We start from the raw sequence: 14229 nt of genomic DNA on the forward strand, positions 1-14229 counted from the left end.
AATAACGATTAGAGAATTTGCACAACATCGGTCGGCTTGATGGTGCCGATGTTGGAGACGTTCAGTTTCACGCCGTCGGACGCGGTGGTCACGCTGGCCACGGTGCCGAAGGCCAGTGCCGTCGCGTTCACGGCGGTGCCGTTGTTGGACGCGGTCACGGTGAAGGTGTACTTGCCGTCGGCGGCCTTGCTGCCGGCGTCGTTGGTGCCGTCCCAGATGATGGGCACCGAGCCCGAGGCCTGGGTGCCCAGGTCCATCGTGCGCACCACGGCGCCGCTGGAATCCTTGATGGTGACGACAACGGAGGACGCGCTGGAATCCAGGTTCACGCCGAACACCGCCTTTTGCGAGGTGGTTTCGGTGCCGTCGTCGGCCTTGGTGGTATCGGAGGTCAGCTGGAGGTTGTTGCCCGGGGCCAGCACGCTGTGGCCGATCATGTTGGCCGATTGCAGCGCCTGCGAGGAATTGAGGTTGCCCATCAGCGTGGCCAGCGTGGAATTGAGCTGGCTGATGCCCGAGACGGTCGACAGCTGGGCCATCTGCGTGGTCATCTGCGAGTTGTCCATCGGATTGCTGGGATCCTGGTTCTTCATCTGCGCGATCAGCAGCGACAGGAAGCGGTTCTGGATCGCTTCCGGGCTGTTGTCGTTCAGGCTGGAGCTGCTGCTGGTCGAGCTGGTGCTGCTCGTGCCGTTCATGGTGGTGAGCAGGTCGCTGGATACGGTAGTCATGGCGTGGATTCCTTTTATTGACCGATGGTCAGAGTTTTAACCAGCATGGCCTTGGCGGTGTTCATGGTTTCCACGTTGGTTTGATAAGAACGCGAGGCGGAGATCATGTTGACCATCTCCTCGACCGGGTTGACGTTGGGCATGGCCACGTAGCCGTTGGCGTCGGCCATCGGGTGCTTGGGATCGTAGACCAGCTTGGGCGGCGCCTGGTCTTCGACCACTGCCGCGACCTTCACGCCGCTGTCCTTGATGCCGCCCACGGGGATGGCCTGGAACACGACCTGCTTGGCCTTGTAGGGAGTACCGTCCGGGCTGGTGGCGCTGTCGGCGTTGGCGATATTGCTGGCGGTGGCGTTGAGTCGCTGCGACTGCGCGCTCATGGCCGATCCGGCAACATTGAAGATGTTGGAAAGAGACATGGCTTATTAACCCGGTTGGATGGCGTTGGTCATGGCCTTGATCTGGCCGTTGACTGCGGTGACACCGGCCTCATAGCGAATGCCGTTGTCGACGAATTCATTGCGCTCGACGTCCAGGTCGACGGTGTTGCCGTCGACGCTGCCCTGGGTGACCGGACGGTACAGCAGCGGCGAGCCGCCAATGGTGCTTTCACCCGTGCCAACGGCCGTCCCGGCCACATGGCTGGCGGACGTGCGCGCCATCTGCAGCGGCGGCAAGGCGGTCTGCTTGTTGTCCAGGGCGTTTTTCAGCGTATCGGCGAAGTTGACGTCGCGCGCCTTGTAGTTGGGGGTATCCGCGTTGGCAATGTTCGAGGCCAGCACCTGTTGGCGCTGGGAGCGCAGGTTCAGCGCCAGCTCATTGAAGCGGAAGTAGTCGTCGAGCTTAGAGACCATCAGGCCCTCCAGAAATACCGGCGCCGCTCAAGTTCTCGCGGACTTCGCCGATGATGGAATTACGTAGGCTTGATCATACGTTTCACCCCGAATCTTTAATGGGCGATAAGGAGAGAAAAGCCTCCCCTGTTTCCGCTTTTGACCTCGCGCGCGCGAAGTAACATTGCTGCCAAGATTCGCCAATGCCCCGCTGCACGGGGAAGTTGCAAAAAATGAAACAGCCCTACCGCGCATTGCGCCACGCCTTCGCCACCCTGGCCCTGCTGGGTTGCGGCCTGGCAGCCTCGGCTGTTGCCGTAGCACAAAACGATCCGAACTCCCCGCAACGCCAGAACTTGCAGGAACTACAACAAACGGCGGAACAGTTTCTCAAAAGCCAGACCTCGGGCCTTCCCGGCAGCGTGACCGTCACCGTAGATCCGGTGGACTCCCGGCTGAACCTGGCCTATTGCATCGAACCGCAAGCCTTCATGCCGAACGGCGCCCGCCTTTGGGGTCGGACCACCATCGGCATCAAGTGCGTGGCACCCTCCCCCTGGACCGTCTATGTACGGGCCAACGTGCAGGTGATTTCGGACTATCTGGTCGCCGCCGTGCCGCTGGCCCAGGGACAGACCATCAGCGCCGGCGACATCACCCGCGTGCGCGGCGACATGTCCAGCTTGCCCAGCGGCGTCGTGACCGAAGAGTCGCAGGCCGTCGGCCGGGTCGCCGCCATGTCGGTGCGCGCCGGCACGCCGTTGCGCATGGATGCGATCCGCAACCAGCGCGTGGTACAACAGGGACAGCCGGTCCGCGTGGTCTCCAACGGCCCGGGCTTCCAGATTTCGACCGAGGCGCGCGCCCTGACCAATGCCAACGAAGGGCAGATGGCGCAGGCCCGCACGGCCGCCGGACAGGTGGTCAGCGGCGTGGCCAAGGCAGGCGGGATTCTGGAAATCAACTATTAATAGAGGGCAATAATTTCCCGAGGGAATGCTTGCTCCCGATTGTGTAAAGAAAAATGTGCCGAAGGCCTAAATTTGAGGCTGCGGATGTTAAAGTTTGCGGAAAATTCGCCGATAATCTTAGCGACAGGCGGGCGCGTTGCGCCTCCACCTTACAAGGAATACTGCCGTGAACGTTAATGACGCCCTCAAATCCACTGCCGGCCGCACAACCGAGCAGACCCAGACCCCGCCGCGCAACGGCCCGCAGTCTGGCGCCGCGGCAGGCAACAGTGCAGCGGCAACCGCCGCAGCTTCGGACAGCGTGCGCTTGTCCTCTACCTACCAGTCCCTGGAAACCAAGGCTGCCAGCACCAGCGGCAGCTTCGACGCCAAGAAGGTTGCCGAAATCAAGGCCGCCATCGCCAACGGCACTTTCCAGGTTGATCCGGAGAAAGTGGCCAGCGGCCTGCTCGACACCGTCAAGACGCTGATCAGCGCACGCAAGGCTTAACGATTCATACGGATTTCGGCATGAGCAACCCCGCAAGCAATCTGCCCCTGGAAAAAGCCGCTCTGGTTCGCCTGATCGGAAAACTCCAGCAGGAACAAGCGCTGCTGTCGGAAGCCAGCGCCGAAGGCATGACCGACATCATCAGCGAAAAAGCCAACATCGTTGCCGAAATGACCACCCTCGCCGGCAACCGCCATCGCCTGCTTGCGACCGTGGGCTACGCCGACGATGAAGCTGGCATGCAAAAATGGATGAATGAACAAGGTTCGGATGCCGACAAGGATGTCTGGGCCGATCTGTTCGAACTGGCGCAGGACGCCAAGGAACTGAACCGCATCAACGGCTTGCTGATCGGCAAGAAGCTCTCGATCAACCAGAGCGCGCTGACCATCCTGCAAGGCAAGACCGGCACCGGCAGCTTCTACGGCCCGGACGGCCAGAGCAGCATCAAATCCTCGGGCCGCCGCCTCGGCGTTGTCTGAAGCGAAAGATCGAATGACATGAAAAAGCCCGGCGATGCCGGGCTTTTTTGTTGCATTTGGAGAATCAGGACAGCGCCGGAAAAGCGCCTCAGCTGGCCACGCCCGTCCAGGCATGCTCGCGCAGATAAGAGCGCATGCGTGAAATTGCCTGGCTGTGCAGCTGGCACACGCGCGACTCGGACACGCCCATCACGGCGCCGATTTCCTTCAGGTTCATTTCCTGCTCGTAATACAGGCCCATCAGGATCTGCTCGCGCTCGGGCAGCGCGCGGATCGAATCGACCACGGCTTCGCGGAAGCCGCCATTGATCAGGTTCTGGAGCGGGTCATCGGACTCGGCGGTCTGGTAGCGGTCAAGGAAATGCTCATGGCCGCCGTCGTCGTCGTGAAAATCCTCGTAGTAGATCAGCTGATGGCCGCCGCACTCGGTGAGCAGGGACTGGTATTCGGCCAGGCTGATCTTCATGTGCTGCGCGACTTCATTCTCCTGCGGCTGGCGCCCCAGCTGCTGCAGCAGCGACTGCATCGCCTCTTCCACCTTGCGCGCGTTCTGGCGGATGCTGCGCGGCAGCCAGTCGCTGCTGCGCAGCTCGTCCAGCATGGCGCCGCGGATGCGTTGCACGGCATAGGTCTCGAACTGCGCGCCGTGGGTCTCTTCGTAACGGTTGACCGCATCCAGCAGGCCCATCATGCCGGCCTGGATGAGGTCGTCTACCTCGACGCTAGGGGGCAATTTCGCCTTCAACTGATGCGCCAGCTTCTTGACCAGCGGCGCATGCAGCTCCAGCAAATCATTCTTGCCTGTTTTTCCCTTGACGTTATACATGCACGTCACACTCCGAGACTTGCACCGTCGGTTGCCATTCCGTAAGTGCTGCGAGCCGCTTCCGGCTCTACAAAACGCTTGGCCAGGCGATGGAAAGCGATCGTTGCGCCCGCGAACGGGAACACGTCCATCACCGCCCTGCCTTGCCCGCACGCCCGCCGGATGTGGTCATCGGCGGGGATCGATCCGAGGAATTTCAACTGCGCCGCCAGATAACGGCTGGCGGCCTGCGCCATGTTGGCATAAACGGTCTGCGCCTCGGCCTCGGTCGCATCGTTGACGATGAGGCTGAACGGGCGCCGGCCGATACGGTCGCTCAAGCTCTTCAGCAACACGTAGGCCGCCTTGATGGACGATGCCGTGGTGGAAACCTGGATCACGATTTCCCCCATTTCCATGGTCGGAACCGGCAACGACATGTCGTCGGCCATTACACCGTTGACCAGCGTGATTTCGGCTTGTTCAATCAAGCTGTCGAAGATCTCGGCCAGCCGCCCCGCCAGGGGATTGTTCGAGGCGGGCACGGCGCGACGGGCGATGCGCGCCATCGAGAAGCCTTCCGGCAACAGGCGCATCGCCTCATGCATGGGGCGTTCCTTGCGCGCAACTTCCTGCAGCGTGGCCACGTCGTGGCGCAGGCCGATGCGGGTCAAGAGCCCCGACGAAGCGACGCCGCCGTCGACCACCAGCACGTTATGGTTGGCCTGGGACAAGGACGCCGCCAGATTGATCAGCATCGCACTCTTGTCCTCCTCGCCCAATACGGAGAAGAAGGTGAACAGCCGCGGCACCGGACGCTCCAGCATCCGGCGCAAGCCTGCTGCCTGGTCGATGTCGTAACTAGCCAAAACTCACCTCGCGCAAGCCTTTGTCGTTCATGGACAGCGCCGTGGGACCGACGACGCCGGGCAACTCGCCGTCCTGGAATTCGAACGGGGCGGTTTCGCGCTTTTGCTTGAAGGCGCGGTCGGCCAGGTAGAGCTTGTTGGCCACGTGCAGGTCTTCCGGCACGCGCTGGCCGTTGGCCACGTAGTGCAGGTTGAGCTTGTGGCGGATCACCACGTCCAGCACGTTGCCGATGGTGGCGGCTTCGTCGAGCTTGGTGACGATGCAGCCGGCCAGGCCCGAACTGGAGTAGGCGTGCACGACTTCGTTCAGGGTGCCGCCGGTGGCCGTCGCGTTCAGGCACAGCAGGCGCTTGATGTCGACGCCGGCGCCCGCCAGCATCGTGTCCTGCTCGGCGACCATCTGGTCGCGCTGGCCCACGCCGGCGGTATCGATCAGCACCGTGTGCTTGCCCTTGAGCTCTTCAAGCGCGATGCGCAGGTCGGTCTCGTCCTTCACCGAGTGCACCATCACGCCCAGGATCTTGCCGTAGATGCGCAGCTGTTCGTAGCCGCCGATACGGTAACCGTCAGTGGTGATCAACGCCAGCTTGCCGGAGCCGTGGCGCATCACGCAGCGCGCCGCCAGCTTGGCGGTGGTGGTGGTCTTGCCCACGCCGGTGGGTCCGACCAGGGCGAAAACGCCGCCGTTTTCCAGCAGCTCGTTTTCATTGCCCAGGGTGCTCAGGTTGCGCGCCAGGACCGACTTGACCCAGAACATGATGTCCTGGTTCTTCGAATTGGTGGGCAGGTTCTCGGTGATCAGGCGCGACAGGCTGGCCGAGAAGCCGGCCGCCAGCATTTCCTTCATGACCTGGCCCTTGAGCGGCTCGCGCTTTTGCGTGCCGCCCCACGAAATTTCCGCCAGCTGGGTTTCCAGCACGCCGCGCATGGAGCGGATTTCGGTCATCACTTCCGACAGGATTTCGTCGTAATCCTTGCCGTCGAATTCCGGCAGCGCCGAACGCGGACGCTGGTCCTGCTCGCCCTGGGCGTCATGCTGTTGCGCTTCACGGTGCTGGCTCGCGTTGCCGCCGCGGCTGCGCCAGACGCGCGCGTCCGCGGCCGGCTCCGCCTCACGGGTGGGAATGCGGCCCAGCGGCTGCTGGTCCAGCAAGGGCGACTCCTCCTGGCGCGCCGCGCGGGACGGCTGCTGCGCGATGGGAGAAGACAGCAGCGCCGGACGCTTGGGCTGCTGCGCCGGCGGCAAGCCCGACTGCTGCTGCAGCGACGCCGCCTGCGGGCCGCCTGCGGCCTGGCGGGTGCCGTTCGGACCGACCAGCGAGGTCATGTCCTCGTTGGCCATGGCGAGGATCTCCACGCCATCGGGAATGTTGCGATTGGAGAGAATGACGGCGTCCGGACCCAAAGCCTCGCGCACCTGGCGCCACGCCTCGCGAGACGAATTGGCGATAAATTTCTTGACGTTCATGCTTGCCCTCCAACTAGGCTGGTAACTTTAATCGTTTTCGACTCTGGAACTTCGGCGTGCGACAGCACGCGCAACTGCGGCAGCGCACGCCGCAAGAAGCGCGCCAGCAAGGTACGCAGCGGCGCCGACACCAGCAGCACCGCGGGCAATCCCATCTGTTCCTGGCGCTGCGCCGCAATCTCGGTCTGCATGACCAGCGAATCGGCCAGGCCCGGCTCGATGCCGCCGCTGTCGCCGCCGGCCTGCAGCGCCTGCAGCAGCAGACGTTCGAGCTTGGAGTCCAGCGCCATGACCGGCAACTCGTTCTCCCCCGGGAAGATCTGCTGCACGATCGCGCGGCCCAAGGCCATGCGCACGATCGCGGTAAGCTCGCTGGGCTCCTGGATGCGCGCCGCATTCTCCGCCACTGCTTCGATGATAGTGCGCATGTCGCGGATGTGCACGCCTTCCATGAGCAGGTTCTGCAATACTTTTTGCAAGGTGCCCAGCGGCAGCATCTTCGGCACCAGGTCTTCGACCAGCTTGGGCGCGTCCTTGGCCACATGGTCCAGCAGGCTCTGCACTTCCTGGCGCCCCAGCAGCTCGGCCGCGTGGGTGGTGATCAGGTGGTTCAGGTGCGTGGCGACCACGGTGCCGGCATCCACCACGGTATAGCCCATGGTCGAGGCCTGCTCGCGCAGGCTGTTGTCGATCCAGACCGCCGGCAGGCCGAAGGCCGGGTCGGTGGTCATCATGCCCGGCAGCGGGCCGGTGACCATGCCCGGGTTGATCGCCAGGTACTGGCCGGCGTGCGCTTCGCCCTTGCCCACTTCCACGCCCTTGAGCGTAATGCGGTAGGCCGAAGGTTTCAATTCCAGGTTGTCGCGAATGTGGATTGGCGGCGACAGGAAGCCGACTTCCTGCGCGAATTTCTTGCGAATGCCCTTGATGCGCTTGAGCAACTCGCCGCCTTGCGCCTTGTCGACCAGCGGAATCAGGCGGTAGCCCACTTCCAGGCCTAGCGTGTCGACCGGCATGACGTCCTGCCAGGTGGCTTCTTCCGCTTCCTGCGCGGGCGCGACAGTGCCGCCGCCTATTCCACCCGCCGCTTCCGGCTGCGCCGCCTCGGTCTTGGCCTGCTCCTTGCGCTTGCTGATGGCATAGGCGCCGCCGCCCATGGCGGCCGCCAGCAGGATGAAGGCGATGTGCGGCATGCCCGGGATCAGGCCCATGCCGCCGATGATGACGGCGGTGATATACAGCACCTCCGGCTTGGCGAACAGCTGGTTGATCAGCTGGCCGCCCACGTCCTGGTCGTTGGCCACGCGCGAGACCACCACACCGGCCGCGGTCGAGATGATCAGCGAGGGAATCTGCGCCACCAGGCCGTCACCGATGGCCAGCAGCGTGTAGTTCTTCAGCGCGGCATCGAAAGCCAGGTCGTGCTGCACCATGCCGACCACCAGGCCGCCGACGATGTTGACGACGGTGACGATGATGCCGGCCACGGCGTCGCCGCGCACGTACTTGGAGGCACCGTCCATGGCGCCGTAGAACTCTGACTCCTGCGCCACTTCCTTGCGGCGGGCGCGGGCTTCCGGCTCGCCGATCAGGCCGGCATTGAGGTCGGCGTCGATCGCCATCTGCTTGCCGGGCATCGCGTCCAGGGTGAAACGCGCGCCCACTTCGGCGATACGGCCGGCGCCCTTGGTCACCACCATGAAGTTGATGATGGTCAGGATGATGAACACCACGATACCGACGGTGTAGTTGCCGCCGATCAGGAAGTGGCCGAAGGCCTCGATCACCTTGCCGGCGGCGTCCGGGCCGGTGTGGCCCTCGGTCAGCACGACGCGGGTGGACGCCACGTTGAGCGACAGGCGCAGCATGGTCGACACCAGCAGCACCGCCGGGAAGGCGATGAAGTCGAGCGGCTTGACGGTGTAGAGGGCCGTCATCAGGACGATGACCGAGAGCGAGATGTTGAAGCTGAACAGCAGGTCCAGCATGAAGGCCGGCAGCGGCAGCACCATCATCGCCAGCATCATGACGATCAGGACCGGCGCCGCCAGTGCCCGGGTGCTCTTCACCGGCACCCAGGCCGGCAGTTTCATGGTATTGAGTTTTGCCATAGTTACTGCATCGTTCTACGCTGCGGTCCGCGCGGCTTCTTGGTCGCGGTGACCGGGTCCAGTTCCTTGGGCACATTCAGCTCGGTCGGCTCGACCGGGCGATTGCCGCCAAATTGTCCGTAAGTACGCAGCTGGAAGACATACGCCAGCACTTCCGCCACCGCCGTGTAGAGCGCCTCGGGAATCTCGTCCCCGATTTCGGTGTGGGTGTGCAGCGCGCGCGCCAGCGGCGGCGCTTCCAGCAACGGCACCTTGTTCTCGCGCGCCACTTCGCGGATCTTGGCCGCGATGTCGTCGAAGCCCTTGGCCACGACCTTGGGCGCGCCCATCTTGCCTTCCGTGTATTTCAACGCCACCGCGTAGTGGGTCGGGTTGGTCACCACCACGTCGGCGGTCGGCACTTCCGCCATCATGCGACGGCGCGCCATGGCGCGCTGCATCGCCCGGATCTTGCCCTTGATGTGCGGGTCGCCTTCGGATTCCTTGTGTTCCTGCTTGACCTCTTCGCGCGTCATGCGCAGCTTGCGGCCGTAATTCCAGATCTGGTAAGGCACGTCCATCACCGCAATCAGGATCAGCGGCGACACCATCATGATGAAGGTCACCCACAGCAGATAGGCGGAGTGGCTGCTCGAGGTCTTGAGCGACTCCACGCCCAGCCCCATCACCGCGTCGATCTGGCTCATGATGGCCAGCCAGGCCACCGTTCCCACCAGCACCGTCTTGAGCACGGCCTTGACCAGCTCCGCCAGGGAGTTGATCGAGAACATGTTGGTGATGCCGCTGATGGGATTGAGCTTGCTGAACTTGGGCGCCAGCGAATCGACGTTGAACAGCCAGCCGCCGAGGATCAGGGGCGAGGCCATCGCCGCCAGGGTCATCATGAATGCCAGCGGAATGATCGCCACGGCCACTTCCATGAAATGTGCGGACAGCATGTTGAAGAGCACGACGGGATCATAGGCGGCTGCGCGTTCGAAACTCAGCACGGCCACCATGACGCGATTCAGGCTGGTCACCAGGGGGCCGCTGAAGGTCCAGACGCAGCTGCCGCCGATCAGCAACATCACACAAGTGGCCATCTCCCGCGAACGTGGGACATCACCCTGCTCACGAGCACGCGAAAGGCGTTTACTCGTGGCGGGTTCTGTCCGCTCCATGTCGCTGTCGTCGGCCATCTGCCGAATCCCCCCTGCAAAAACCTCGTTCCCGACAAATAGACGGATTTCGAGAACAATAGGCAGGATTATTGGCGAGCCAAGGCCGGAATCATCAGGGGAATAAGGGCGGAAACGTCCCCCATTTCGGACTAGGCAAAAACGCAAGCATCTGCCTGCGGCAGAACGAAGCGTATCGAAATGGAAAGACCGGCCGGAGGCGGCCGGGATACCGAAAACAGCGAAAACTGCAGGAAGTCGCCGCCGGCAAGGATTTCCGGAAGGAAATCCCTTGTTCAGCCGGCGCCAACCTCAATGACAATAAAACAACAGATCAAACGGATTACCAGGAGAACAACAAACCCCGACGATCAGAAGCCGAGGCTCTCCAGCAGGTCATCCACCTGGCCTTGGTTGGCAATGACATCCTTGCCGGCCGGGTCAATCTGCGGGCCGTTGAGCAGGCCGGTATCTTCGCGCTTGGTGTCGCTCGGGGCGTAATCCACCAGCAGCTGGACCAGTTGCGACTCCAGATCATGCGCCAGTTGCGTGACGCGCTTGATCACCTGCCCGGTCAGATCCTGGAAATCCTGGGCCATCATGATATCGAGCAGCTGCTGCTTGGTGACGCTGCTGTCTTCGCCGGCTTGCGCCAGGAAAGCCGCGGTGCGGGCGCCCAGCGCGCGATAGTCGGATTCGGAAAAACTCGCAGCCCCCGCCGCATCCCACTGCGCCTTCAGTTCGGCGGCGCCGTCATTGATGCGCTCCTGCAGCGGGCTGGCCAGTTCGGTAGCGTTGAGCACCCGTTGCGCCGCCTGTTCGGTCATGCGCGCCACATACTCAAGGCGGTCGCGCGCGTCCGGCATGTCGCTGGCGGCGCGCTCCAGCAGGCGGTCGAAACCCAGGCCGCGCAAGCTGTCGTGCAGGTTGCGCGTCATGTGGCCGATACGGGCCAGCACCTCTTCGTTGGCAGCGGCTACCGGCTCTCCGCCCGCATGGCCACCTGATTTCACGCCGGCGTTCACGTCAGCCACCTGCGGCCATCTTTTCGAAGATCTTGCCCAGCTTCTCGTCCAGCGTGGCCGCGGTGAACGGCTTGACCACGTAGCCGTTGGCGCCGGCCTGGGCCGCTGCCACGATGTTTTCCTTCTTGGCTTCGGCGGTGACCATCAGCACGGGCAGCTTGGACAGCGCGGGATCCTTGCGGATTTCCTGCAGCATGGTCAGGCCGTCCATGTTGGGCATGTTCCAGTCGGAGACGACGAAGTCGAACTGGTCGCTGCGCAGCTTCTGCAGCGCCTGCACGCCGTCTTCAGCCTCGTCCACGTTGGTGTAGCCCAATTCCTTGAGCAGGTTGCGCACGATGCGGCGCATGGTCGAAAAATCGTCGACGACTAAGAACTTGGTATTGGGACCCGACATGCTAAGACTCCATCTTTTTCAATTGATTTGGGTTAACGGCAAGCCCGGATGCGAACTTGAACCGCCCACCTTCTTATTTCCCGTAAGGCCGGCAAAGCCGCCCTGTACGTCCCTCTCTTCTTCGCCACGGCATTGTAGTGCAGCAACCGCGAAAATGGCAGCAGAATCGGCGTTTGCGCCGTGTTTCACACCCGCAATGCGCGGCTTCCGTGTTCCGCCAGCCACGCCAGCACCCTGCCCGGCATCGCCTGCAGCGACAGCACTTCATGCGCGGCGCCGATGGCGATCGCCTCGCGCGGCATGCCAAAGACCACGCAAGAGGCCTCGTCCTGGGCGAAGTTGTAGGCGCCCGCATTCTTCATTTCAAGCATGCCCTGGGCGCCGTCCTTGCCCATGCCGGTCAGGATGACGCCGACCGCGTTCTTGCCGGCGCAGGTCGCGGCCGACTGGAACAGCACGTCCACCGAGGGGCGATGCCGGTTGACCGGCGGCCCCTGGTCCAGCTGGGTCATGTAGTTGGCGCCGCTGCGCACCAGCTTCAGGTGCGAATGGCCAGGGGCGATATAGGCGTGGCCCGGCAGCACGCGCTCGTTGCCGGCCGACTCCACCACCGAGATCTTGCACAGGTTGTTCAGGCGCTGCGCGAAGGAGCGCGTGAAGCCTTCCGGCATGTGCTGGGTGATCAGGATGCCCGGGCAATCGGAGGGCATGCGGATCAGAAATTCCTTGATCGCCTCGGTGCCGCCGGTGGAGGCGCCGATGATGATCAGTTTCTCACTGGACGTGAGCGGATTGCGGATCTGCGGCAACGCCTCGCCCGGGGCCTGGCCCTGCTCGCCCGGACGCGGCGCGCGGGCGCGCACGCGCGCCTTCGAGGCGGCGCGGATCTTGTCGGCGATCATGTCGGCGTATTCCTGCATGCCGCTCTGGATCGAGATCTTGGGCTTGGTGACGAAGTCGATGGCGCCCAGCTCCAGCGCGCGCAGCGTGATTTCAGAGCCGCGCTCGGTCAGCGACGAGACCATCACCACCGGCATGGGCCGCAGGCGCATCAGCTTTTCCAGGAAATCGAGGCCGTCCATGCGCGGCATTTCCACGTCCAGCGTGAGCACGTCGGGATTGGTCTGCTTGATCATCTCGCGCGCGATGATCGGATCGGGGGCCACGCCCACCACTTCCATGTCGGGCTGGCTGCCGATGATTTCGCGCATCACGCTGCGGATCAGCGCGGAGTCGTCAACGATGAGTACTTTTATTTTCATAACCATGCTTTCCGTATTGCCTGCCACGCCGGCCAGGGCTGCGCAGTGCGCCGCCCGACCGGTTGCCCGTTCTCAGAACAGGTCGACCTCGCCGCCCACCGGTTTGGTGACCAGCTTGCTTGCGTACGCCTTTTCCCGGTCCGCCAGCGTGTTGTTGTGCAGTTGCTTTAGTTTTTTGACCAGCACCTTGCCGGTACGAGGGAAGAAATAAACCTTGCGCGGCCAGACGTCATTGAGATCCTCCGCCACCACGCGAATGCTTTCGGCCTTGAGGTAGCGACGCACGAACTCGGCATTGCGCTCGCCGACGTTGATCGCCGAAAAGCCGCGCAGCACGTTGCCGCCCCCAAACACCTTGGCCTCGAGATTGTCGCGACGCGCTCCGGCCTTGAGCACGTCGTTGATCAGGATTTCCATGGCATAGGTGCCGTAGCGCGCCGACGCCGAAACCGGGCTGCCCTCATCGCCGCCGCCGTCGGGCAGCATGAAGTGGTTCATGCCGCCGATGCCAGAGACGCGGTCGCGGATACAGGCCGAGACGCAGGAACCGAGCACGGTGACGATCATCATGTCCTTGTGCGTGAAAAAATATTCCCCAGGCAGGATCTTGGCCGCGTCGCAATCGAAGGTGCGATCGTAATAGAGGTTGGACGCGAACTGGTCCGGGGCTTGACTCATGTCTTGTTCCTCGCGCCACGCTGCGCTGCATTCAGTTCATAGACCGTCTTGCCCTTGAGCTTGAGCGCGTCGGACACGTACAGGAAATTCTCCGAGTGTCCGGCGAATAACAAGGCGTTGGGTTTCATCAATGGCACAAATTTCGACAGGATCTTGCTCTGGGTCGGCTTGTCGAAGTAAATCATCACGTTGCGGCAAAAGATCACGTCGAACTGGCCGCTCAGGGGCCAGCCGTCGGCCAGCAGGTTCAGTTGCTTGAACGTGATCAGCTTGCGCAGCTCGGGCCGCACGCGCACGTAGCCTTCATGGCTGCCCTTGCCGCGCAGGAAGAACTTCTTCACGCGCTCGGGCGACATCTTCTCGATGCGCTCCATCGGATAAACGCCGTTGGCGCCGGTGGCCAGCACATTGGTGTCGATGTCGGTGGCGATGATCTGCACCGGCGGCGTCAGCGTGCCGTAAGCCTCGCACACCGTCATGGCAATGGTATAGGGTTCCTCGCCGGTGGAGGCCGCGGAACACCATATGGTTGCGGGCTCTTTTAGCGTCTTGACAAAATCGGCGAGGATCGGGAAATGGTGGGCCTCACGAAAGAACGACGTCAGGTTGGTGGTCAGCGCATTGGTGAAAGCCTCCCACTCGTCCGAATCCTGGGTGCGCTCGAGCATGTCGAGGTACTGGACGAACGAAGTGATCCCGGTGGCGCGCAAGCGGCGCGCCAGGCGGCTGTAGACCATTTCCTGCTTGCTGTCGGCCAGCGCGATACCGGCGCGCTGATAGATAAGTCCACGGACGCGTTCGAAATCGCGGCTGGTGAAATCGAACTCCTTGCCGGATGATTCGCCCTTGCTAGGCACCGTAGGCTTCACTGTGATTCCTTCAACTGGTGCGGCTGGCCGTCGGCATGCCGCTTACTGTCTGCCCACCCTTGGCGGGCGGGTATCCCCTTG

General features: G+C 62.9%; 16 protein-coding genes. 3 read left to right on the forward strand and 13 right to left on the reverse strand.

Going from position 1 to position 14229, the window contains the following annotated elements; genetic code table 11:
* Positions 1 to 8: 8 nt before the first annotated feature.
* From CEJ42_RS02385 to flgB, 3 genes are read right to left on the reverse strand one after another with little or no spacing between them, the layout of a single operon-like run.
* Entirely contained in the window at positions 9 to 731 is a 723-nt protein-coding gene (locus CEJ42_RS02385) for a flagellar hook assembly protein FlgD (RefSeq protein ID WP_088749919.1), read from the reverse strand.
* Between the two features lie 14 nt (positions 732 to 745).
* Positions 746 to 1150 carry a flagellar basal body rod protein FlgC gene (gene flgC, locus CEJ42_RS02390; RefSeq protein WP_079215259.1) on the reverse strand — a complete coding sequence of 135 codons (405 nt, stop codon included), beginning with the start codon at positions 1148 to 1150 and terminating at the stop codon, positions 746 to 748.
* 6 nt (positions 1151 to 1156) lie between these two features.
* Positions 1157 to 1585: a flagellar basal body rod protein FlgB gene (gene flgB / locus CEJ42_RS02395; RefSeq protein ID WP_079215260.1), complete on the reverse strand. Its 429-nt coding sequence runs from the start codon at positions 1583 to 1585 to the stop codon at positions 1157 to 1159.
* Between the two features lie 212 nt (positions 1586 to 1797).
* Here flgB and flgA point away from each other — a divergent pair, with 212 nt between their 5' ends.
* The 3 genes from flgA (at position 1798) to CEJ42_RS02410 (ending at position 3507) form a co-directional block, all read left to right on the forward strand.
* Entirely contained in the window at positions 1798 to 2535 is a 738-nt protein-coding gene (gene flgA, locus CEJ42_RS02400) for a flagellar basal body P-ring formation chaperone FlgA (RefSeq protein ID WP_243397757.1), read from the forward strand.
* A 166-nt stretch (positions 2536 to 2701) separates the two neighbouring features.
* Positions 2702 to 3025: a flagellar biosynthesis anti-sigma factor FlgM gene (gene flgM, locus CEJ42_RS02405; RefSeq protein ID WP_079215262.1), complete on the forward strand. Its 324-nt coding sequence runs from the start codon at positions 2702 to 2704 to the stop codon at positions 3023 to 3025.
* Between the two features lie 20 nt (positions 3026 to 3045).
* Positions 3046 to 3507, forward strand: a complete 462-nt coding sequence (locus tag CEJ42_RS02410) for a flagella synthesis protein FlgN (protein ID WP_088749921.1) — start codon at positions 3046 to 3048, stop codon at positions 3505 to 3507.
* Between the two features lie 88 nt (positions 3508 to 3595).
* On the opposite strand, the gene CEJ42_RS02415 is transcribed toward CEJ42_RS02410, so the two are convergent.
* The 10 genes from CEJ42_RS02415 to CEJ42_RS02460 form a co-directional block, all read right to left on the reverse strand.
* A complete protein-coding gene (locus tag CEJ42_RS02415; RefSeq protein WP_079215264.1) occupies positions 3596 to 4333 on the reverse strand; it encodes an RNA polymerase sigma factor FliA in 738 nt (245 codons plus the stop codon).
* 5 nt (positions 4334 to 4338) lie between these two features.
* Positions 4339 to 5139 carry a MinD/ParA family ATP-binding protein gene (locus tag CEJ42_RS02420; protein ID WP_079215265.1) on the reverse strand — a complete coding sequence of 267 codons (801 nt, stop codon included), beginning with the start codon at positions 5137 to 5139 and terminating at the stop codon, positions 4339 to 4341.
* A gap of 34 nt (positions 5140 to 5173) precedes the next feature.
* A complete protein-coding gene (gene flhF / locus CEJ42_RS02425; RefSeq protein ID WP_088749922.1) occupies positions 5174 to 6649 on the reverse strand; it encodes a flagellar biosynthesis GTPase FlhF in 1476 nt (491 codons plus the stop codon).
* Positions 6646 to 8760, reverse strand: a complete 2115-nt coding sequence (flhA, locus tag CEJ42_RS02430; protein ID WP_088749923.1) for a flagellar biosynthesis protein FlhA — start codon at positions 8758 to 8760, stop codon at positions 6646 to 6648. The genes flhF and flhA overlap by 4 nt, the downstream gene beginning before the upstream one ends.
* Before the next feature lie 2 nt (positions 8761 to 8762).
* Positions 8763 to 9938 carry a flagellar biosynthesis protein FlhB gene (flhB, locus tag CEJ42_RS02435; protein WP_079215268.1) on the reverse strand — a complete coding sequence of 392 codons (1176 nt, stop codon included), beginning with the start codon at positions 9936 to 9938 and terminating at the stop codon, positions 8763 to 8765.
* Positions 9939 to 10288: 350 nt separating this feature from the next.
* The gene (gene cheZ, locus CEJ42_RS02440; RefSeq protein WP_079215269.1) at positions 10289 to 10942 is read right to left on the reverse strand and encodes a protein phosphatase CheZ; all 654 of its coding nucleotides are present in this window, start codon (positions 10940 to 10942) and stop codon (positions 10289 to 10291) included.
* Position 10943: 1 nt separating this feature from the next.
* Positions 10944 to 11339, reverse strand: a complete 396-nt coding sequence (gene cheY, locus CEJ42_RS02445) for a chemotaxis response regulator CheY (protein WP_006712751.1) — start codon at positions 11337 to 11339, stop codon at positions 10944 to 10946.
* Between the two features lie 185 nt (positions 11340 to 11524).
* Positions 11525 to 12601 (reverse strand): protein-glutamate methylesterase/protein-glutamine glutaminase, encoded by a 1077-nt coding sequence (locus CEJ42_RS02450; protein WP_079215270.1) that lies wholly within the window; start codon positions 12599 to 12601, stop codon positions 11525 to 11527.
* A gap of 72 nt (positions 12602 to 12673) precedes the next feature.
* Positions 12674 to 13279 carry a chemoreceptor glutamine deamidase CheD gene (cheD, locus tag CEJ42_RS02455; RefSeq protein ID WP_079215271.1) on the reverse strand — a complete coding sequence of 202 codons (606 nt, stop codon included), beginning with the start codon at positions 13277 to 13279 and terminating at the stop codon, positions 12674 to 12676.
* Positions 13276 to 14148 (reverse strand): CheR family methyltransferase, encoded by an 873-nt coding sequence (locus CEJ42_RS02460; protein WP_079215272.1) that lies wholly within the window; start codon positions 14146 to 14148, stop codon positions 13276 to 13278. Before CEJ42_RS02460 ends, cheD begins: the two co-directional genes overlap by 4 nt.
* Between the last annotated feature and the right edge of the window lie 81 nt (positions 14149 to 14229).

This window comes from Herbaspirillum robiniae, from assembly GCF_002213415.1.
Taxonomy (GTDB): domain Bacteria; phylum Pseudomonadota; class Gammaproteobacteria; order Burkholderiales; family Burkholderiaceae_D; genus Herbaspirillum; species Herbaspirillum robiniae.